The sequence below is a fragment of the Sphingopyxis sp. 550A genome, assembly GCF_053569535.1.
In genome coordinates this window covers 2407670-2425912 of the sequence record NZ_CM131615.1, presented here as the reverse complement: position 1 = coordinate 2425912, position 18243 = coordinate 2407670, and the positions used below count along the sequence as shown (strand labels likewise).

General features: G+C 63.1%; 24 protein-coding genes and 1 pseudogene. 11 read left to right on the top strand and 14 right to left on the bottom strand.

What is annotated here, in order from left to right; all coding sequences use genetic code 11:
- Nucleotides 1–114 precede the first annotated feature (114 nt).
- From ACVENA_RS11770 to ACVENA_RS11760, 3 genes and pseudogenes are all read right to left on the bottom strand, one after another.
- Nucleotides 115–300 (bottom strand): helix-turn-helix domain-containing protein, encoded by a 186-nt coding sequence (locus ACVENA_RS11770; protein WP_082737236.1) that lies wholly within the window; start codon nt 298–300, stop codon nt 115–117.
- Nucleotides 269–688 (bottom strand): annotated as a pseudogene (locus ACVENA_RS11765) (conjugal transfer protein TraG); the annotation flags it as partial. The pseudogene ACVENA_RS11765 and the gene ACVENA_RS11770, both read right to left, overlap by 32 nt.
- Nucleotides 689–1257: 569 nt before the next feature.
- A complete protein-coding gene (locus ACVENA_RS11760) occupies nt 1258–1635 on the bottom strand; it encodes an RNA-dependent RNA polymerase family protein (protein ID WP_169799620.1) in 378 nt (125 codons plus the stop codon).
- Between the two features lie 590 nt (nt 1636–2225).
- On the opposite strand from ACVENA_RS11760, the gene ACVENA_RS11755 reads away from it, so the two are divergent.
- The 5 genes from ACVENA_RS11755 to ACVENA_RS11735 all read left to right on the top strand — a co-directional run bounded on the left by ACVENA_RS11755 (nt 2226) and on the right by ACVENA_RS11735 (nt 3412).
- Nucleotides 2226–2432 carry a cold-shock protein gene (locus ACVENA_RS11755; protein ID WP_067105477.1) on the top strand — a complete coding sequence of 69 codons (207 nt, stop codon included), beginning with the start codon at nt 2226–2228 and terminating at the stop codon, nt 2430–2432.
- Between the two features lie 15 nt (nt 2433–2447).
- On the top strand, nt 2448–2705 hold the full coding sequence (infA, locus tag ACVENA_RS11750) for a translation initiation factor IF-1 (protein ID WP_067105478.1): 258 nt from the start codon (nt 2448–2450) through the stop codon (nt 2703–2705).
- A gap of 24 nt (nt 2706–2729) precedes the next feature.
- Nucleotides 2730–2873: a hypothetical protein gene (locus ACVENA_RS11745; RefSeq protein ID WP_212597296.1), complete on the top strand. Its 144-nt coding sequence runs from the start codon at nt 2730–2732 to the stop codon at nt 2871–2873.
- Nucleotides 2874–2889: 16 nt separating this feature from the next.
- Entirely contained in the window at nt 2890–3096 is a 207-nt protein-coding gene (locus ACVENA_RS11740; protein WP_212597297.1) for a hypothetical protein, read from the top strand.
- Nucleotides 3097–3175: 79 nt separating this feature from the next.
- Nucleotides 3176–3412 (top strand): hypothetical protein, encoded by a 237-nt coding sequence (locus ACVENA_RS11735; RefSeq protein WP_257551146.1) that lies wholly within the window; start codon nt 3176–3178, stop codon nt 3410–3412.
- A 208-nt stretch (nt 3413–3620) separates the two neighbouring features.
- Here the strand turns inward: ACVENA_RS11735 and ACVENA_RS11730 are convergent, their stop codons facing one another.
- From ACVENA_RS11730 to ACVENA_RS11705, 6 genes are all read right to left on the bottom strand, one after another.
- Complete coding sequence (locus ACVENA_RS11730; protein ID WP_067105481.1) at nt 3621–3890, bottom strand: hypothetical protein; 270 nt, start codon at nt 3888–3890, stop codon at nt 3621–3623.
- A gap of 30 nt (nt 3891–3920) precedes the next feature.
- Complete coding sequence (locus ACVENA_RS11725; RefSeq protein WP_067105482.1) at nt 3921–4154, bottom strand: hypothetical protein; 234 nt, start codon at nt 4152–4154, stop codon at nt 3921–3923.
- Complete coding sequence (locus tag ACVENA_RS11720; protein WP_067105483.1) at nt 4144–4440, bottom strand: hypothetical protein; 297 nt, start codon at nt 4438–4440, stop codon at nt 4144–4146. Before ACVENA_RS11720 ends, ACVENA_RS11725 begins: the two co-directional genes overlap by 11 nt.
- Nucleotides 4430–5032: a hypothetical protein gene (locus ACVENA_RS11715; RefSeq protein WP_449325512.1), complete on the bottom strand. Its 603-nt coding sequence runs from the start codon at nt 5030–5032 to the stop codon at nt 4430–4432. Before ACVENA_RS11715 ends, ACVENA_RS11720 begins: the two co-directional genes overlap by 11 nt.
- Before the next feature lie 277 nt (nt 5033–5309).
- Nucleotides 5310–5633, bottom strand: coding sequence for a DUF6961 family protein (locus tag ACVENA_RS11710; RefSeq protein WP_067105485.1), 324 nt, complete (start codon nt 5631–5633; stop codon nt 5310–5312).
- A 431-nt stretch (nt 5634–6064) separates the two neighbouring features.
- The gene (locus tag ACVENA_RS11705) at nt 6065–6283 is read right to left on the bottom strand and encodes a hypothetical protein (RefSeq protein WP_067184118.1); all 219 of its coding nucleotides are present in this window, start codon (nt 6281–6283) and stop codon (nt 6065–6067) included.
- A 111-nt stretch (nt 6284–6394) separates the two neighbouring features.
- On the opposite strand from ACVENA_RS11705, the gene ACVENA_RS11700 reads away from it, so the two are divergent.
- The 6 genes from ACVENA_RS11700 (at nt 6395) to ACVENA_RS11675 (ending at nt 11768) form a co-directional block, all read left to right on the top strand.
- Nucleotides 6395–7225 (top strand): hypothetical protein, encoded by an 831-nt coding sequence (locus ACVENA_RS11700; RefSeq protein ID WP_067105487.1) that lies wholly within the window; start codon nt 6395–6397, stop codon nt 7223–7225.
- Nucleotides 7226–7573: 348 nt separating this feature from the next.
- Nucleotides 7574–7819 carry a hypothetical protein gene (locus ACVENA_RS11695; protein ID WP_067105488.1) on the top strand — a complete coding sequence of 82 codons (246 nt, stop codon included), beginning with the start codon at nt 7574–7576 and terminating at the stop codon, nt 7817–7819.
- Between the two features lies 1 nt (nt 7820).
- A complete protein-coding gene (locus ACVENA_RS11690; protein ID WP_255211373.1) occupies nt 7821–7955 on the top strand; it encodes a hypothetical protein in 135 nt (44 codons plus the stop codon).
- Between the two features lie 141 nt (nt 7956–8096).
- Nucleotides 8097–10280 (top strand): glycosyltransferase family 4 protein, encoded by a 2184-nt coding sequence (locus ACVENA_RS11685; RefSeq protein WP_297661134.1) that lies wholly within the window; start codon nt 8097–8099, stop codon nt 10278–10280.
- On the top strand, nt 10273–11574 hold the full coding sequence (locus ACVENA_RS11680) for a glycoside hydrolase family 130 protein (RefSeq protein WP_067184126.1): 1302 nt from the start codon (nt 10273–10275) through the stop codon (nt 11572–11574). Before ACVENA_RS11685 ends, ACVENA_RS11680 begins: the two co-directional genes overlap by 8 nt.
- Before the next feature lie 11 nt (nt 11575–11585).
- Complete coding sequence (locus tag ACVENA_RS11675; protein ID WP_067184129.1) at nt 11586–11768, top strand: hypothetical protein; 183 nt, start codon at nt 11586–11588, stop codon at nt 11766–11768.
- 120 nt (nt 11769–11888) lie between these two features.
- Here the strand turns inward: ACVENA_RS11675 and ACVENA_RS11670 are convergent, their stop codons facing one another.
- From ACVENA_RS11670 to ACVENA_RS11650, 5 genes are all read right to left on the bottom strand, one after another.
- Nucleotides 11889–12065, bottom strand: coding sequence for a hypothetical protein (locus ACVENA_RS11670; RefSeq protein ID WP_156482939.1), 177 nt, complete (start codon nt 12063–12065; stop codon nt 11889–11891).
- Nucleotides 12066–12191: 126 nt separating this feature from the next.
- Entirely contained in the window at nt 12192–12344 is a 153-nt protein-coding gene (locus ACVENA_RS11665; protein ID WP_156482940.1) for a hypothetical protein, read from the bottom strand.
- A 442-nt stretch (nt 12345–12786) separates the two neighbouring features.
- Nucleotides 12787–14613 (bottom strand): YbaL family putative K(+) efflux transporter, encoded by a 1827-nt coding sequence (gene ybaL / locus ACVENA_RS11660; protein ID WP_449325511.1) that lies wholly within the window; start codon nt 14611–14613, stop codon nt 12787–12789.
- A gap of 196 nt (nt 14614–14809) precedes the next feature.
- The gene (locus ACVENA_RS11655) at nt 14810–16042 is read right to left on the bottom strand and encodes an NAD(P)/FAD-dependent oxidoreductase (RefSeq protein WP_095388157.1); all 1233 of its coding nucleotides are present in this window, start codon (nt 16040–16042) and stop codon (nt 14810–14812) included.
- Nucleotides 16043–16054: 12 nt separating this feature from the next.
- Nucleotides 16055–18202, bottom strand: coding sequence for a catalase (locus tag ACVENA_RS11650; RefSeq protein ID WP_449325510.1), 2148 nt, complete (start codon nt 18200–18202; stop codon nt 16055–16057).
- Between the last annotated feature and the right edge of the window lie 41 nt (nt 18203–18243).

Genomic DNA, 18243 nt, shown 5'->3' with positions numbered 1-18243 from the left:
GGGCTTACTTGTCCTTCATCCTGCATTTGGCGAAAACGCGAAATTGCAGGATAAATTGCCTATGGACAGGCGCGAGCGATCTTGCCTGTCGTTCCTGCGGCTCGCTCATGGCACCTAACTTTTCTCGAACAGGCGCTTGAGACTGGCGTATCGGACGAAGGTTGATCGACCGACCTTTACCGTTTCAAGCTCGCCGGCCTTGATGAGTTCGTAGAGCGTCGATCGACCTATGCCGGTGAGTTTCACCGCGGCGGCTATGCGGACGCATACCCGAGCGCGTCGGGGCGAAGGCCATGACATGCTCCGGCCCGTCGTGGCGAAGATAGCGCCACCGCTTGCGGCCGAGAAAGACGCTGCTGTCGCTGAGCAGGCCGGCGCGGTCGATCTCGCCGTTTGTAGCCCAGCGCGCGGAGCCGTATGTGGTGACATGCCGCGACTGGCGCGCGCGCCATAGCGACCCGGCGATGGCGGACGCGCAGCCGAGAAAGCCGCTCGCTCCGGCGATCATCCCGGCCTTGTCGAAAACCTCGGGCGCGTAGGCTTCGTAGTGATACCACCACGGAAATATCGCCCACGGCCGATAGACCGGCGTGTCGAACAGGACAAACCATGCCGGTCCAAGCTGCGGCTGATAACCTAGCTGTGCCGCACACCATTGCGTGACGATCCAGACGCCTGCGATTACCATCGCGAAAACGACGAAAATCTGTCCGACAAGGAGTTTGGTAGGCGTTAAGACATTTTCCCGGCGACGCAGGGATCGCGTCGGCGTCCCAAAAATCAGCCGGGTCGGTGAAATCTCATATGACGGTTATGGCGCGTGATGACGCGCCGCGACGCAGTGCGAAGGGCTATCAGATTTCGCTATAGGTATCGGCGTGACTGCATCGCGCCTGATGTCGGCCGTTCCACCTCTGATGAGCCCGAGCCGAAATGCGGGCACCGCCGTCCTTTTCGCTCTCCGCCAGCGGCCGGTCGAGCACGATGCCGCACGCCGTACGGTATTACTCGACATGCTTGGGCATTTGGCCGAGCACAGTTAGTGCTAGGAGACCGCGCCGCGGAGCGCGGAATAGGAAATTGATCGACGAGGCCGCGACTTTCGAAGGTTCCTCAACACTTTCAGCGTTTTGGGCGAATAGCGTTCCGACAGAGCGGCTGGCCGCCGGAGCATCCTACCTTTTGCGGATACCGTGATCGACCGAAGGGCGCTTATAGCCATCCCGTATCCGGTATTTGAAAGCCGATAGATTCGGGTTAGTCCCTCCCAGCTACAAGTAGCTCCCTCTGACCTTCATTTACGCTACCGACATAATTCAGGATTCCGGCGACTTGTTCGTCCGAACCGCCTTGAATATTTTCGAGAAATTCGACCATCCGATCAGCAGCAATTTCCATACGCCTGCTACCGATATGGATGTTGAAAGCGGTGATCTCTGCTGCGGGCCCATCGGACTTGGCATCATTTATAACGAAGCCGGATGCATCGGCGGCAGCGCGTATTTCGCTCAAAGCATGATCAACCGTCGCAACATCGTGCGAGGACACGATGATGTCGTCTACATATATCGACACTGGCCAGACTGCGTTGTTGACGCAAGCGATCGCCGCGCCGAGAGCCGAATGGTCAAGCACGACAGACGCTAACAATGGCGATTGAATTAAACCGAACCGCAGGCTGAAGTTCCGTTGCCCCCTTAACCGTCGCTATTATCGCAGATGGCCGCCGTGGTTTCGCAAGCCTCTTGGAACGGCGCTTATTGCAGAAGACATAGGAAGCTATGCATTGTGCGGCTCTGGAAGGTGGTTATTCCGCCCGGCACGGACATAGATACATCCAGCCAATCCCGCCGCGTTGGCGACGTCCCAATCAATAGCTCATGCAGAGCACACGACGCTTATATCGGCACCAGAGCTGACATCGACGCGCATCGCGCAGATCCGCCAGCAGGTCGAGAAGGCGACGAGAGGCCGCGACCGTAAGAAGCTGCGATTGAATAATTCCAGTCCTCAAAGAGAAAAACAGGAAACACCGCCCTCGCCATTTAATGAAAATCCAGGCAGAAACTTGACTTTTCGAAAAGGATGGCCCATATCACAGTTGCTAACGTCGCCTGCGACGGAATTTTGATACCCCGCTCCGGGGCGATTCTTCCCTTCTCACGCTTCCAGCTCTGTCGGTGCTTTTGCCGGCGGATATCCTGTTTTCGTGAAAGGAAACACTCATGCCGATCGGCAAAGTCAAATTCTTCAACAGCGACAAGGGCTATGGCTTCATCTCGAATGAAGACGGCTCGGGCGACAGCTTCGTCCATGTGACTGCCGTCGAGCGCGCCGGAATGGCGTCGCTGGGCAAGGACCAGCGCGTCTCGTACGAACTGGAAACCGGCCGCGACGGCAAGATCTCCGCGGTCAATCTCGAAGCGGCCTGACCCGGCCCTTCGGCAATGGCCAAGGAAGATGTCCTCAGCTTCGAGGGCTCGATCGAGGAAATCCTGCCCGACGGGCGGTTCCGCGTCATCCTTGAAAATGGCCATCGGCTGATCGCCTATACCGCCGGACGGATGCGACGCTTTCGTATCCGTTCGGTGGTCGGCGACGCCGTCCGCGTCGAAATGACGCCCTATGACCTGACCAAGGGCCGCATCGTCTACCGCGATCGCGGCCCCGGCGGTCCAGCCGGCGGCGCGCGCAAGCGCCGCTGACACCTGAGAATCAAGAAGACCAATATGTTTCAGACCAACACCATTCTACCCGCGCTCGCCGGCCTCCCGCTGGCAGGCAATCCGATCGTGATAGGCCGCACGCCGCGCCGTTCGCCAACGCTCTCGCGCCGCGAACTGAAGCGGCTGATCGCCGACATGATCGATTGAACGAAAGGAAAGCGCCGTGGCAGCAACCAGCGACAATTATCGCGAACAGGCCGAGCGATGCGAGGCCGCCGCCGCCGCGGCGGACCTGACACTGGTTCGCGAGCGCAATCTCCGTTCGGCCGCCGCGTGGCACGCGCTGGCCAACCGCCAGTTCAAATCCGAACAGGCCCGCGCTGACAGGGATCGGCTCGCCGAAGCGGTCCGTGCCCAATGTCTCGCCTGAATCCGCGAGCGCGAACCTGAATCACCGGCACGGCGGCCGTCAGCATGACGAAAGGCCCCACCAGGACACCATCATGGATATGAACCAGCTCTTCTATCATCATCAAATGGCCGTGATCGCTGCCGACCGGGCACACCGCGCCGGCGAAGCACCCGCCGGTTTCGATCTCCCGAACCATTATGCCCGGCGGATCAACCGGTTTCGCGAAAAACGCGGTCTCGAACCTGATTTTGTCGGATATAGCAGCGCGCATGCGCGGCGGCCCGTCGCGGTGATAAAGACCGGCTCGGGCGCGATCGCGCTCGACATCGCCTAGCATCGGCCTATTGTCGTATGACAAAGGCTTTCCTCGCGACCCGGGAAGGCCAATGGGGCTTCCTTTGGTCACGAGCGCAGAGGATGAAAGGGCTTCGCATGCAGATGCGAGGCCCTTTTGCGATGGAGATTTGCCCGATCGTCCGAAGTCTCTTCGCGATGGCCCGCACGATTTCCGGTGCAGCAGAAAGTCCAAATCCCGCGCGCTATCAAACGCGCGGGAGCGACAGCAAAGCAGCCGGCGGGAAACCGCCACCGTCGACGGTGAGATAAAAACGCCGCGACGAGCCGTGCTGTAGCGCCACGATATCGATCCTCTCTTCCTGGAACCATATCCAGAAGCGATGAACCTCGTCCTTCGTCCAGTCGATGATCTGATCGACGAGGAACAGGCTTTCGCCGACTTTTACCGCCTCGATATGATGCGTCCGTCCGTCCATCCCGCCTTGCCGGATGCCGGTGATTTCATAATCGGCCATGCCGGATGCTCCATCCCTGTGTCATGGCCACTAGTAGCGAACGGGCACGATGCGAATGCGATCGATCGCGCCGGGCGACGCCCGCGACCGGGCGATCGCTTCCGTACGCAGCATGTCGAGAGTAAGCGCGTCATAGTCCTGCTCGTCGGGCTGCATGGCCAGATCGGTTTCGACGACAAGAATGACTTTGCGTGCCAGCCCGTCGATTTCCCACTCGAACCATGTGCGCGTGATATGCCGCGCGGCTTCCCGATCACCTGACATGGCGCTCACCGGTCTCGGCCGCGCGCGAGCGGATTTCCCGCTCGACGAGAGCGTAGCCCGTATCGCTCAGGGTGGCGATTGCGATCGGGCGGCCGCGCAATTCGGCGCTTTCGCCATTCAGGAAGGTCAGCGCGGGATCGCGCCCGCCGAGCAACTGGAAAGCGAGCGCGCTGATCGCGCCCTGACGCTTCGCTTCTTGCGGCGGAAGCGGTGCGAAGGGCCGGCGCCGCCTGAACGGATTGGTCCGCGCGCGCGCCGCCGGCATCTCCTTGCGGTCAGGCATCATTGGCTTGCCTCCCGGAATTCGCAGCGCTCTCGCGCTGACGACGCAGCGCGGCGCGGGCATCCTCGATATTGGTATAGCGAAAGCTTCCCACGCTGAACTGGTCAACATAGCTATGGACGATGCCCTCGTCCGACTGCGGGCGGAAAGGCCGCAGATGCACGGCCTGCCGTTCGTGGGGGGGGGGCGGAGGCAGGTCGGCAGCCAGCTTCGCGAGTTTTTCCTCGTCGAGATCGAGGGCCTGGTAGATATCGTGTCCGATGACCCACAGCTCTTCGTGGAGATCGGTCAAGCGCTCGGCTATGCCGCCCAGCGCGCATGCCGCGCGCTCGGCCTCGGTCATGGCCAGCGCCTTGTTGACGAGAAGTTCGGCAACCAGCGTGTCGCCAAGAAAAACCGGATAGTCGTCGCCCTGTGCCGAGGTCGGAGGATCCGCGCGCGGGCCGCCGTCTCGATCGGCCATGAGGGCCGGACCGACGCCGAGGCCGCGCCGCGCGCGATACTCGCCGATCCGCTTCGCATAATAGCGCGGAAGATCGAAATTGGCGTGGGGCCGCCCATCGCGGTGGGCGCGGTTCGCTGCGATCAGCGCCATCTGGTGATGATAAAGGAGTTGATTGAGATCCACGTCCACCTCCCGTTCAGCGGGAGCGCGATGGTCTCTCAGTCCCCGGCAAGCGAAAGGACGCCGACGATCTCATGGAGATGGGGTAGCGGCTTCTCATTTACAAGAGAGGGGGTTCGGCCCCGTGCTTGCCGGCTCGCAATGCTGCGGATCGACAGCGGCTTGCAGCCGACAACCGAGCGGCGCCGAAATTCAGCCTGGGTGCTTTGATAGCCGATATTGAACCCGTCGAAGAGAAAGGGTCGAGCTAATCACTCTGAAACTGATCGACTGAGTTCAATTGCACGCGTTCCGCGGGTGTATCCGGCGAGGCCGAATTGCATGGCGTGTGTGCACTTTGGCGCTGGCCGCGCGGCCCGTCCATATTGACGGCGCAAGCGCCCGGCAGGCGGATCGCATGCAGATCGGTCAGGCATCCGGCGACCTGCGACCAGAATTCCGCGTCCTCGATTTCACCAGCATCGCGCAGCCGGTCGATACGCCGTGCGAGAACCTCGGGCCCACGATCGCCAAACTGATTTTCGATGGCGAGGGCTTGGCCCCACAGGTCGCGAGTGGCCTTCGTTCCCATAGGTGCGACTCCAATTATCTCCCGAATATATCGCCGGCCTTGCGGGAATCCAAAATCCGGCGCGCTTCGAACGGCTGACCAAATGTTTGGCCGGTGGCACCCCGTCGCTTCACAGCCAAGACCACAGCCGACGAGCCAGACGATTTCCGGCGATTTTCCGGGAGAGGGTCCTATGATTCAGATCTTGGGGGGCTTGGGTGGAACCGATTCATCCGGTACCGCTCCGGGCTGCGCTGATCCTGATTCCGTTCCACACGACCGAGTCGCGGATCGCACGCAGTGACATCTGGAATGCCGTCGCGCCGCGGTTGTTCGGCTTTGGCTAAGCTCGGCCGTCTCGGCAGGCATAAGTTGAACCGCCGTCGCGGCAGCCTTCTCGATCATGTGCGGCATTTGCGTCGCGCCGGGACGGCGCGAAGCCTTTCATCGACCTAAAGCTTGCGGGTACCGAGCCACCTCACCTTCGCCGGGTCGCGGTGATCGAAGAAGCTGCTGGCCTTCCGATCGAGGGTCGCGATCCTGGCGAGATCCTCGTCGTCGAGCTGGAAGTCGAGGATCGCGAAATTCTCGACCATGCGTTCCTGGCGCACAGACTTGGGGATCGCAACGATACCGCGGTGGTTCGCTGCGAAACGGGTCAGCGCGACCATCTGGCCTTGTAAAGAGCGGTTGTTCGCACCACCTACGGGGGTATCGTCAGCCTCATTTTTGCATGTTGGCGACCGAGAGACTTTCGCGCTCCCGCACGCGGGAGACGGAATATGGATTTCGATCAACTTCTCTATCATCATCAGATGGCCTTGATTGCCGTAAGCCGGGCGCGGCGCGACGGACATCCTCCGTCCAGCTTCGATCTGTCCGACTCTTATGCCAGGCGGATCGCCGAATATCGCGACCGGCGCGGTCTCGACGACGGGCCTGCCGACAAAAGGCGGCCCGGTTCCGCCCGCCTCAAAGCCGACCCGACAACCTCGGAGCAGGCTGCCGGATATGCGGATTTCCTCGGCGACACATTCATTGCCGAGCTTCTCATTCATAAGGCGCTCAGCATGACGCCCCAAGAACGCAGCGCCTCCGCACTCGAAGATATAGTCGATCGACTGGCCGAGATAGAAGAAGCGCGCTGGGTCATCGGCCGCGATATCTATCGGTCGCTCGGATACGATGAAATGGCGCTCGCAGCGCTTGCCGACAATATATCGATGGACGACGGTGGGAGCAGCAGCGCCGTCAATCCCGGCTCTGCATGGCCATCGACGGACAAGGACATCGCGCGCGGCCATACCGGGCAATTGCCCTTGGAGACTTGGCGAAACGTCAACATCCATGATGAACGCGCCGAACTCCTCCGCCAGCGGATTCGGGAGCGCAGCTTGAGCGAACAAGCCGATGCGCCTGATCGCGAACAGGTCATTTCAAGGGCGATGCTCGACGCGGAATATCGCTACGGCAATGCTTCGGAACAATTTGCCGTCGACGAGGAAGCCGGGGCGGTTCGCCTTGGCGATCGCGGGGCCGCCCATATCTGGCAAATCGTCGGCGAGCGCCTTCATACGCTCCATGACATAGGCAGGCCGCCCAGGCAGGACTAATGAATTGATCGCGCGCGGCGCAACGCTGCGGAAACGACAAGCCAATAGCGAACGGGCTCGATACGAATGCGGTCGATTGCCCCCGGCGAGGCGTGCGGCCGACTGCGTTCGCAACCGCGCGCAAATCCTCCAAAATCAACAGATCATAGCCATTGCCGTCAGGTTGGTGTCGCTCTGCCCGGGAAGTGTTGGCCGCAATGATAAACATATAGGCATTCGAATTGCCCCGAATTCGTGGGGTGGTTTGCGCGATCCGTGGTATAAGGCCCTCATCACCTGAATTTTGAACAAGCTCCATGTGACAGAGGGACAAAAATTGTGCTCTCGCTTGATGCAGGAGCACGCACCATGTGCCTCAATCAGCTACTCGAAGACGAACAGATCGCGCTGATGCGCTATTCCGCCGCGACCAAACCCTCGGAGGTCATGCGATATCGGCGCAAGATCGAAAGCCTCGGTCAGTGCTTCAAATCCTTCCCCTACCGTCACCGTCCCTATCTTTCTCCGAATGTCCGGAGCGGAGCGATCGCTTCGGCCCGCCCGCGGCGTTCGGACGAATTCTCGTATCGGATGATCGAAAGGAAGGACGTCTGACATGGCAAAATCGCAAAAGCGCAGCAATCGCGAGATCCGCAAGCCCAAGGCAGCAAAACCCAAAGCACTCACTGCCCTTGCCGCCCAAGAGGCGTCTGCGGTGAAAATGACCGCCAAACCGAAAGGCAAGCACTGAGATGGCCTGCACACGCCGGCGCTGCGGATCGCGTTCGTCGGCAATGCCCTCCCGCGCCGCTGCGGCATAGCCACCTTCACGACCGACCTCGAACTCGCGGTCGGCGCGCTCGGCGAGGTTGCGGATACGGCCATTGTCGCGATGATCGAGCCGGGCGGCGACCACGAATTTCCGCCAGCCGTCCGCAAGACAATCCGGCAGGGCCAGGTGGCCGACTATCGCGCCGCCGCCGATTTCATCAATCGCGAGGCGTTCGATCTCGTCTGCCTCCAGCATGAGTTCGGCATCTTCGGCGGCGAGGCAGGCGCGCTGATTCTCGGCCTCGTAGCGAGGCTCGATGCGCCGCTCGTCACCACCTTGCACACGGTTCTCGATCGGCCGACCACGGCGCAGCGCCGCGTCATGAAGGATATCGTTACCGCATCGGCGCGGGTGGTCGTCATGGCCGACAAGGCCCGCGACATGCTGATCAATGTCTATGGCGCCGATCCGGGGAAGATTGACGTTATCGCCCACGGCATTCCCGATGTTCCGCTCGCCTCGGCGCGAGCCGCCAAGGAGCGGTTGGGGTTTACCGATCGCAAGGTGATCCTGACATTCGGGCTGATGAGCCCGAACAAAGGTATCGAGACGATGATCGAGGCCATGCCCGAGATTGTCCGGCGCACGCCCGATGTCCTCTATGTGGTGATGGGCGCCACCCACCCCGCCTTGCTGGCCCGTGAGGGCGAGCGTTATCGCGACACGCTGACGGCGCGGGTACGCGAGCTTGGCCTCGATGACCATGTCGCGTTCATCAACCGTTTCGTCGACCGCCCCGAACTGCTCGACCATATCGCGATGTGCGATGTCTATGCGACGCCCTATCTGGCGGCGGCGCAAATGACGTCGGGAACGCTCGCCTATTCGCATGGTCTGGGGCGTCCGGTCGTTTCCACGCCCTATTGGCACGCCGCCGAGTTGCTCGCCGACGGGTCGGGCGTCCTGATCCCGTTCGACAATCCGGCAGGCTTCGGCCCGGCGATTTCCGATCTGCTGGGCAACGACACCGAACGTCTGGCGATGGGGCGCAAGGCCTATGCGGCGAGCCGCCCCATGATCTGGGCCAATTCGGCGCGGCGCTATGCCGCGAGCTTTCGCAAGGCTTGCCGTGAGCGCAGGCTCGCGTCCGGCGGCCAGGCGGGGATGCCCGAACCCGGGCCAGTCCGCCTGCGGACGAACGTCCAACCCGACCTCCCACCGATCTCGCTCGACCATCTCGCCGCGATGTCCGACGACACGGGGATATTCCAGCATGCCGTTCACGCAATCGCCGACCGCAGTCATGGATATTGCATCGACGACAATGCACGGGCGCTGCTCCTGTGCTGCGGTCTCGCCGGCGGCCCCGATGCGCCGCTGGCGCGCCGGCTGTCATCCACATTCGCGGCCTTCATCCAGCACGGCTGGAATCCGGGCAATCGGCGTTTTCGCAATTTCATGGGCTTCGACCGGCGATGGCTGGAAGATGCGGGCTCGGAGGACAGTCACGGGCGGACGCTCTGGGCGCTGGGCGCCTATAGTGCGCGTGCCTGCTCCCTTGGCCATGCGCGCTGGGCAAAAGAGCTGTTCAGCGAGGCGCTGGCCGACGTCGAGGCCTTCACCTCACCGCGGTCCTGGGCGTTCACCTTGCTCGGCCTCGCATCCTATTGCGCGGTTTATGCCGAAGATCATGCCGCCGCGCGCCTGCGTGCCGAACTCGCCGGCCGCCTCGAAAGGTTGCTGGGCGAACAGGAAGGTCCCGAATGGACATGGTTCGAAAATGGCCTCAGCTATGACAACGCCCGGCTGCCGCAAGCGCTGATCGTCACGGGCGCCGCAGCGCTCTCGGCGACCATGGTCGAAGCGGGATTGCGAAGTCTGCGCTGGTTGGTGGCGATGCAGACGGCGCCCGAAGGTCATTTCCGGCCCGTCGGCTCGCATGGCTTCCTGATGACCTCGCGCAATAGTCCCGAACCGTTCGATCAACAGCCGCTGGAGGCTTGCGCGACGATCGCGGCCTGTATCGCGGCGAAAGGCGTCGATCCAGACTCTTCGTGGCGTGCGGAAGCCGAGCGCGCCTTCGCATGGTTTCTTGGCGCGAACGATCTCGGCATCAAGCTGGCTGACCTCGCGACGGGCAGTTGCCGCGACGGCCTCCACCCGGACCGCGCGAACGAGAACCGGGGGGCCGAATCGGTGCTATCCTTCCTGCTCGCGCTGGCCGATATGCAGCGCCTGAGAGCGGCGGACCGGCGGGCGCCGTCACAGCCGAGCCCATCCACACACGAAGCCATCAATGCCTGACGGGGCTCCGCCATCCGCACCCTTCTTCAACCGGCAGGCGCTTCACTTGCGGCCCGACCCGTCGCGCGTCGTCGTCCGGCCGTTCCGGCCGGCGGTCGAACCCCGAGACCTGCATCCCGTCGACAAGACCCGCGCCAATCACATCGTCGACCGCGTCCTCGCAATGACCGCGGACGAGACCGACGCGCTGCTTGCCGAAACGCTGCGAAACTTCGACGACCGGCACCGCAACCTCCCCGCAATATTCGAACGGCGCGCCGCGGAAATGGAGGATGCCTTCACAGCTCACAAGAGCTTCTCGCAGGCGCAGCGTCAGCTCGTCGGCGCCTACTTTCTTCATGAGTACAGCTTCGAAGCAGCCGCGCTGTTCAATCCCAGCATCGTGCCGCACCCCGACCAGTCGGGAGTCGCCGCAGGATGCCGCCGCTTCATCCTTAGCCTGCGCGCGGTCGGCGAAGGCCACATCTCTTCCCTGACGTTCCGGTCGGGAATATTGGCCGCCGACGGAACCGTTACCATCGACCCGCCCGCGCGGCTCGCCGCGACGCCCGTCGTGACCGCCCGTGTCGGCGATCGTCTGGAACTCGGCTTCGATCCCGCCAGCGACATCGCGGAGCGGGTGATCTTCCCCGTCACCGAGAGGCAGGCGAACGGGATCGAGGATGCCCGCTTCGTCGCCTTCCACGACGAAGGCCAGACCATCTATTATGCGACCTTCACCGCCTACAGCGGAAGCGGCATAAGGTCGGAGCTGATCGAAACCCGGGACTTCGTGACATTCCATCTGGCACCGCTCAAGGGCGCTGCGGCGCACAACAAGGGGATGGCGCTTTTTCCGCGAAAGATCGGCGGGCGCTATGCGATGATCGCGCGCCACGACAATGAGAGCCTGCACCTCATCCTGTCGGACGACCTCCACGAATGGAGCCTCGGCGAGGTGATCGTGAAGCCCAAATATCCTTGGGAGTTCGTCCAAATCGGCAATTGCGGCTCGCCCATCGAACTCGACGAAGGCTGGCTGCTCTTCACCCATGGCGTCGGCCCCGTACGCCATTATTCGATCGGCGCGGTTCTGCTCGATAAGGACGATCCCTCGCGCGTGCTCGGGCGCTCGCGCGTACCGCTCGTCCAGCCCGCGACCGCGGAGCGCCATGGCTATGTCCCGAACGTCGTCTATTCGTGCGGCGCCATCAAGGTCGGAGAGCGCATCCTGCTTCCCTATGCCATATCGGACGCCTTTTCGACCGTCGCCACGATCAGGATCACGACACTTCTCGACCAGCTCAAGGATTGAAAGGCTTCGACATGGACAAGACCCCGTCCGGCAACGACCGGTCATGCAAATGCGGCGGTATCGACGCCGCCGAGCGTGAAACACTCGATCGATACGGCATTACCCGCGTGCCCGCCGCGACCTATCTCCTAGACGGCTATCGCTATGCCAGCCTTGCCGACGCGGTTGCACAGGCATGCCGTTCCCGCATGTGAAGGAAAATCGGATACTGTCGGCGAGCGGGAATGACTTGAAGCGCGGCAGGACACTTCCAAAACGAAACCGGGCCACGTATCGACACGCAGCCCGGCCTGGGGACGATCGGTTAGCTCGGACTAGCTGCTCTGCTTGCCCGGCTTTTCCGCTTCTCCACCCTGCTGAGGCCGCTTGTCGCGGTCCGGCTGGCCGGGCTGACGGCGGCCGCCGTCCTCCTGCTGGGGCTGGCGCTCGCCTTCCGACTTGCGGCCCGGCTGGCTGCCGGTCTGGTTCTGGTCGGGGTTGACCATGACCATTCTCCTCTCTTCAATTGCCCGGTAGTGGGCATGGAGAAGACGCGCGGGATAGGGCATTGTTCCTGTTTATCATGCCGGGTCGCTAATAGAGCGATTCCGTCCGGTCGAGCGGCAGAGCCGATCGTCTCAGCCCCGCCGTCCGCTCGCCTGCCATACCAAGCCGGGTAGTTTGACCATCTCGCAACCGCAAACGGTGCAATGGCTGACGAAGCGCCCCCGATCCCAGTGGCTCGCCTTGAAATCGACGAGGTGACGGCCGAAGAGATTGTGCAGTATCATGATCGCGTTCCTTTCGCTGGTTGTGCTCCGCCCTCATTGTCCCATTGCTCAAGGGCATGCTGGACAGAAGACGACGACACGACTTGAGGATGGGCTGTTTGCGGCGCCCCCGAGCAGGCGTCGTTTTCGCGCTCCCAGCTTTCGATTGCGCGCTCGAGGTCGTGTCGCCGGCGCCGCGACTGGTGAAACGCGTTTCCCATCGTTTGCGGAACATGTTCCAGCCCGTGATGGAGAAGCCGGTTCCACAACCGAATGATCCGGCCGAAAGATCGCGAGGGTTCGTGGATGGAAATCATCGAATAGACTCCCGCTGGGCAAGCGGGAGCTCGAGGTCTCTCAGTCACGGGAAGCTTGCGATCGAAATCGGGTGATGACACATCCTATCACAGACGGACATGATGCGGGCATCAATTCGCCACGCAGAATGGGCCTGCGCACCGGATCAGCCTGCATCCTCGTCATCCCCCCGGCGCTGGCGCAGTTCTGGCGCTTCGCGAGGCGGTATGTCGGGCCGGCGCTCGAACGCGCCGCCTTCCCCGGATACGCGCTCCTTCTGAACGATGGCCGCTACGCGCTTCTTCGAAATGCCGAGGCTGCGCAGCGCATAGCCGGCGAGGCCGAACGACAGCTCGCGCGCGCCCATGATCGCGAGGCCGACGCCCTGACCTTCGAGATGGGCGACCTCGGCTTCGCTGTGGGTCCGGATCGCGGTGTCGATTTCGGGATTGAGCTCGCGCGCGATCTCGATGATGCGCCGTGTCTGAAAGCCATCCGGCGTCGCGATCACGAGCAGCCGCGCCTGGGCGATATCCGCCGCCTCGAGAATACCCGGGGTCGATGCTTCGCCATAGATGGCCGTAATGCCGCGCTCGCGCAGCGCCTCGACGCGGCGTCGATCCTTGTCGACGAGGATAACGGGAAGACCTTCGCTCTTGAGCATCCTACCGACCACGCGCCCGACCCGGCCGTAGCCGACAACGACCGCGTGATGGCGAAAGCTGCTGTGCTTCGCGTCGGGCAGACGGGAATGGCTCTCATCGCCTCCCCGCTCCAGCAATGCCAACAGCCGCGGTCGTCGTCGCAGCCATCTCTCGAAGCCGTCGAAAGCGATGAAGACGAGCGGATTGAGCGTAATCGACAGCAGCGCGCCGGCGAGGACCAAGTCCCTCGCTTCCGCCTCGACCAGCCCCAAGGTGACGCCCAGGCCGATCAGGATGAAGGAGAACTCGCCGATCTGCGCCAGGCTCGCCGAGACGGTCAGCGCCGTCCGCGCCGGATAGCCGAAGGCCAGCACGATCCCAAACGCCGCAACCGACTTGCCGGCCAGAATGATCGCCAGCACTGCCAGAACGGCGGACGGTTCACGGACCAGGATGCCCGGATCGAACAGCATCCCGACCGAGACGAAGAACAGGACGGCAAAAGCATCCTGCAACGGCAGCGAGTCCGCGGCCGCCCGATGACTGAAATCGCTTTCGCTGAGGATCACGCCAGCAAAGAAGGCGCCGAGTGCGAAGGACACGCCGAACAGGGCGGCCGAGCCGAAAGCGATACCGAGCGCGGTCGCGAGAACCGACAGAGTGAACAATTCGCGCGAGCCCGTTCGGGCGACACGTTCCAATATCCAGGGCGCGGCGCGCGTTCCGACGATCAGGACAAGCGCAAGGAACAGCGCAACCTTTCCGAGCGTGACAAGCAAGACGAGCGCGATATCGCCCGCGCCGCCCGAAGCTCCTTCCCCTCCCAGCGCGCGCCCTAACGCCGGCAGCAACACAAGGGCCAGCACCATGACGAGATCCTCGACGATCAGCCAACCCACGGCGATCCGGCCGTTGATCGAATCGAGCGTATTGCGCTGCTCGAGCGCGCGCAGCAGCACGACGGTCGACGCGACCGACAGGGCAAGACCGAAAACCAGGCCCGCCCCGGTGGTCCAGCCCCAGAGATGCACCAGGCCCGCCCCGAGCAGGGCCGCAACCACGATCTGGACGAGCGCGCCGGGGATGGCGATCCTGCGGACAGCGACCAAATCCTTGATCGAGAAATGCAGCCCGACACCGAACATCAGCAGGATCACGCCGATCTCCGCGAGCTGGTTCGCCAGCGCAGCATCGCCGACGAAGCCGGGAGTGAAGGGGCCGACCGCCACGCCTGCGAGCAGATAGCCGACGAGCGGCGGCAGCTTCAGCCTGCTGGCAATGAATCCGCCGATGAAAGCGAGGACCAGTCCCATAACGAGCATGGCGAGAAGGCTGGTGTCATGGGGCAATAGCGATCCTTTCGGAAAGAGCCGCCATGCCGGCGGCACTCGGTATGATGGAGCGCCGATGGGTAAAGCGGCCGCGCTATCGGTGGCGGTGAAGGATCGACCCTACACCAGCGACGGCGCCAAGACCATGCTGCTCATCGGAAGCAGGAAAAGACACTGACAGGTGCGATGGCGCGACTGCGTTGCGCGGACCCGCCTAGAATTTTCGATGGAAGCTGACGAGGTCCGCGTCGGGATCGCCATAGCCGCAGATCAGCCCGCGCAGCATCTGCGCCGCCATCATCGAGAAGGTGATGCCATTCCCGCCATAACCCATGGCTGCATAGCAGTTGGGCATGCGCGGGATGCGGCCGATCGTCGGGGTGCCGACAGGGCTGTCGCCGAAGCTGCCGGCCCAGCCATGGACCGGAGTCGCGTCGATTCCCGGCAGCAGCGCGGCGAGCTTGCGCGACAGGGTTCTGATCTTGCCGGGAAGCTTCGCGTCGCGTTCGCCCGCGTCCGCGATTTCCTCATCCTCGCCGCCGCATATGACCTCGCCGCGCGGGGTGGTGCGGATGTAGAGATAGGGGTCGGCGGCTTCCCAGATCATCGCGGCCGTCGGCCAGATGGCGCGGGGCTGAGGGCGGGTCGCGATCGACCAGCTCGATATGATCCTGTTTCCCTTGCGCGGGATGCCCTTCATCATCTCGTAGCCCGTCGCCATGACCACATGGCGCGCACGGATCTCGGGACCGCGCGCGCTGTGAAGCGTCACGCCGTCTTCGCGCGCGTCGATGTCGCAGATATCGACCGGCGAATAGAGCCGGGCGCCGCGCGCGATGGCGGCGTTCAGATAGCCAAGGGTCATCCGGCGCGGGTCGGCGGAATAATTGCCGAAACCGATCAGCGCATGGCGTCCCTTGATCCCGTAGCGCTCCAACACCGCGGCGGGTTTGAGAAGCTCGACCTCGAAACCCGCGCGCCGGCGGGCGTCGGCTTCGCGCGCCAGGCCGTCGGCGTCGAGGACATTGCCGTCGAGATAGATGGAACCGCGCGTCGCGCCGTCGACGGCGAGGCCCAGCCGCTCGGTCCGCTCGCGCAGCGCATCGACCGCCTGGCGCGAGCGGCGCCAGATGCGCTCGGCCTTTTCGCGCCCGATACGCGCGGCCATCAGCGAGAGCGGCGTGTCGAGTTCATATTGCAGCATAGCCGTCGATGCTGCGGTCGATCCTTCGGCGGGGCCGCGGCGATCGACGATGACGGTCCTGAGACCCGCTTCCGACAGCGCCTCCGCGATCAGCGCGCCCGATACGCCGGCACCGACGACGACCGCATCGCACACGATATCGCGCGTCAACGGCTTTGACGAGATCGCCGGACGACGCCGCGCCGACCAGATCGACCGCCCGGTGCGAAGATCGCGGTGACGGGTCGCGGACGCGGCCGTCATCAACGTGGGCGATCAGGCAAGATCGCGCACCTTGGCTTCGCGCGCCCAGTGGCGCCGCGTGCCGACGTCGGCGAACGCGTCGATCGCGACGACACCGCCGTCCTTTTCGACGCCCGCCTTGTCGAGCAGCAGCTGCGTCGCGTCGTCGTGGGCGATGGTCTTGCAATGGCCATAGGCGTCCATGAACCATTGCACCGCCGCACCCTGCACCGAAAGCGCCTTGGCCTGTTCTTCTGTCAGGATCGAGGCGACCGCGTCGAACAGCACCGAAGGCGATCCGGCGAGTTGGCCGTCGGCCTTGAGCGTGCCGCCCTTTACCTTGATCCCGCCGACCTTCGGCGCGACGAGAAAGGGGGTGCCGCCCGCACTTTCGATATCGCCTTTCAGCTTGTCGATCGCCGCCTTGTCCGACCCTTCGGCGAACAGGATCGCGACCTTGCGGCCCTCCATCGTGTCATCGGCATTCTTCTGGATCGACAGCGCGGCGGAGGGTTTTAGGTCAACCGCGGCGCGCGCGGCCTTTTCCTTCGCCGGCAGGTCGATCGCGAGGCCCGCGGCGACGCGCTTCGCCAGATCCTCGTCGATGTTGCGGAGCTGGCCGACGACACGCGCGCGGACATGATCGAGCGTCACCTTCGACAGCTCGAACACCAGCGCCGAGGCGATATGCGCCTGCTCATTCGCGGTCTGCGACAGGTAGAAGAGCCGCGCCTGGGTGAAATGGTCGGCGAACAGTTCGGCGCGGATGCGCAGCTTCTGCGCGGGGTCGTTCCGTTCGTCATTGGCCATGTAGGTCGAGAAGCCCGTTTCGGCGCTCGCGCGTGGGCCGCCATGCTCTCCGGCTTCGGCAAGGCTGTTGGGTTCGTAATTGGCACGCCCCGTTGGCACGAGCGTCTGCATCATCCCGTCGCGCTGGAAATTGTGGAAGGGGCATTTCGGCGCGTTGATCGGGATCTGGTGGAAATTGGTCGTTCCCAGCCGCGATTTCTGCGTGTCGAGATAGGAGAAGAGCCGGCCCTGCAGCAGCGGGTCGTTGCTGAAATCGATGCCGGGGATGATGTTCGACGGCAGGAAGGCGGCTTGCTCGGTTTCGGCGAAGAAATTGTCGACGTTGCGGTTGAGCGTCATGCGGCCGACGATCTCGACGGGGATATCCTCCTCGGGGATCAGCTTGGTGGCGTCGAGCACGTCATAGGGCTGCTTTGCCGCGAACGCCTCGTCGAAGACCTGCACGCCGAGATTCCACGCCGGGAAGTCGCCGGCATCGATCGCCTCGAACAGGTCGCGGCGCAGGAAATCGGGATCGGCACCGGCGATCTTGACCGCCTCGTCCCATGTCGTCGACTGGATGCCGAGCACGGGCTTCCAGTGGAATTTGACGAATTTGCCCGCACCCTCATCGTTGACGAAGCGGAAGGTATGAACGCCGAAGCCTTCGATCATGCGGAAGCTGCGCGGGATCGCGCGGTCGGACATCGCCCACATGATCATATGCATCGATTCGGGCATCAGGCCGATGAAGTCCCAGAAGGTGTCGTGTGCGCTCGCCGCCTGCGGATAACCGCGGTCGGCCTCCATCTTCACGCTGTGGACGAGATCTGGGAACTTCATCGCGTCCTGGATGAAGAAGACCGGGATATTGTTGCCGACCAGATCCCAATTACCGGTTTCGGTGTAGAGCTTGACCGCAAAGCCGCGCACGTCGCGCGGCGTGTCGACCGACCCGGCGCCGCCCGCGACGGTCGAGAAGCGAACGAAGACCGGACAGGTCGCGCCTTCCTTCTGGAAGATCGAAGCCTTGGTCAGCCCGGGGATTGCCCTGGTGCACTCGAACACGCCGTGCGCGCCCGAACCGCGGGCGTGGACGATCCGCTCGGGGATGCGCTCATGGTCGAAATGGAAGATCTTCTCGCGGAGGACGAAGTCCTCGAGCAGCGTCGGTCCGCGCTCACCGGCGCGGAGCGAATTCTGGTTGTCCGAAATCCGGTGACCGAAATTATCGGTGAGATAAGCCGCCGCATCGGCGACTCCATCTCCGACTTGCTGATGCAGTTCATCGCCATCGCCTCTGCTGTCAATCGGCGCCGGCTGGCCCTCTCCCGGTTGGTGGTCACGAAGTGCATGGTCTGCGGCGGGTGACGGCACGGGCTTCTTCGCCATGATCGGATCCTTCGGTCAGCGGGGATAAGGTCTCAACCCGC

What these genes read in the sequence shown, in the direction of transcription:
- infA (WP_067105478.1), top strand. Translation starts at nt 2,448, where the DNA reads ATGGCCAAGGAAGATGTCCTCAGCTTCGAGGGCTCGATCGAGGAAATC.
- ACVENA_RS11680 (WP_067184126.1), top strand. Translation starts at nt 10,273, where the DNA reads ATGCCTGACGGGGCTCCGCCATCCGCACCCTTCTTCAACCGGCAGGCG.
- ACVENA_RS11755 (WP_067105477.1), top strand. Translation starts at nt 2,226, where the DNA reads ATGCCGATCGGCAAAGTCAAATTCTTCAACAGCGACAAGGGCTATGGC.
- ACVENA_RS11685 (WP_297661134.1), top strand. Translation starts at nt 8,097, where the DNA reads ATGATCGAGCCGGGCGGCGACCACGAATTTCCGCCAGCCGTCCGCAAG.
- ACVENA_RS11770 (WP_082737236.1), bottom strand. Translation starts at nt 300, where the DNA reads ATGTCATGGCCTTCGCCCCGACGCGCTCGGGTATGCGTCCGCATAGCC.
- ACVENA_RS11670 (WP_156482939.1), bottom strand. Translation starts at nt 12,065, where the DNA reads ATGGTCATGGTCAACCCCGACCAGAACCAGACCGGCAGCCAGCCGGGC.
- ACVENA_RS11655 (WP_095388157.1), bottom strand. Translation starts at nt 16,042, where the DNA reads ATGACGGCCGCGTCCGCGACCCGTCACCGCGATCTTCGCACCGGGCGG.
- ACVENA_RS11700 (WP_067105487.1), top strand. Translation starts at nt 6,395, where the DNA reads ATGGATTTCGATCAACTTCTCTATCATCATCAGATGGCCTTGATTGCC.
- ACVENA_RS11690 (WP_255211373.1), top strand. Translation starts at nt 7,821, where the DNA reads ATGGCAAAATCGCAAAAGCGCAGCAATCGCGAGATCCGCAAGCCCAAG.
- ACVENA_RS11705 (WP_067184118.1), bottom strand. Translation starts at nt 6,283, where the DNA reads ATGGTCGCGCTGACCCGTTTCGCAGCGAACCACCGCGGTATCGTTGCG.
- ACVENA_RS11665 (WP_156482940.1), bottom strand. Translation starts at nt 12,344, where the DNA reads ATGATACTGCACAATCTCTTCGGCCGTCACCTCGTCGATTTCAAGGCG.
- ACVENA_RS11675 (WP_067184129.1), top strand. Translation starts at nt 11,586, where the DNA reads ATGGACAAGACCCCGTCCGGCAACGACCGGTCATGCAAATGCGGCGGT.
- ACVENA_RS11695 (WP_067105488.1), top strand. Translation starts at nt 7,574, where the DNA reads ATGTGCCTCAATCAGCTACTCGAAGACGAACAGATCGCGCTGATGCGC.
- ACVENA_RS11730 (WP_067105481.1), bottom strand. Translation starts at nt 3,890, where the DNA reads ATGGCCGATTATGAAATCACCGGCATCCGGCAAGGCGGGATGGACGGA.
- ACVENA_RS11715 (WP_449325512.1), bottom strand. Translation starts at nt 5,032, where the DNA reads ATGGCGCTGATCGCAGCGAACCGCGCCCACCGCGATGGGCGGCCCCAC.
- ACVENA_RS11735 (WP_257551146.1), top strand. Translation starts at nt 3,176, where the DNA reads ATGAACCAGCTCTTCTATCATCATCAAATGGCCGTGATCGCTGCCGAC.
- ACVENA_RS11710 (WP_067105485.1), bottom strand. Translation starts at nt 5,633, where the DNA reads ATGGGAACGAAGGCCACTCGCGACCTGTGGGGCCAAGCCCTCGCCATC.
- ACVENA_RS11650 (WP_449325510.1), bottom strand. Translation starts at nt 18,202, where the DNA reads ATGGCGAAGAAGCCCGTGCCGTCACCCGCCGCAGACCATGCACTTCGT.
- ACVENA_RS11720 (WP_067105483.1), bottom strand. Translation starts at nt 4,440, where the DNA reads ATGATGCCTGACCGCAAGGAGATGCCGGCGGCGCGCGCGCGGACCAAT.
- ACVENA_RS11725 (WP_067105482.1), bottom strand. Translation starts at nt 4,154, where the DNA reads ATGTCAGGTGATCGGGAAGCCGCGCGGCATATCACGCGCACATGGTTC.
- ACVENA_RS11745 (WP_212597296.1), top strand. Translation starts at nt 2,730, where the DNA reads ATGTTTCAGACCAACACCATTCTACCCGCGCTCGCCGGCCTCCCGCTG.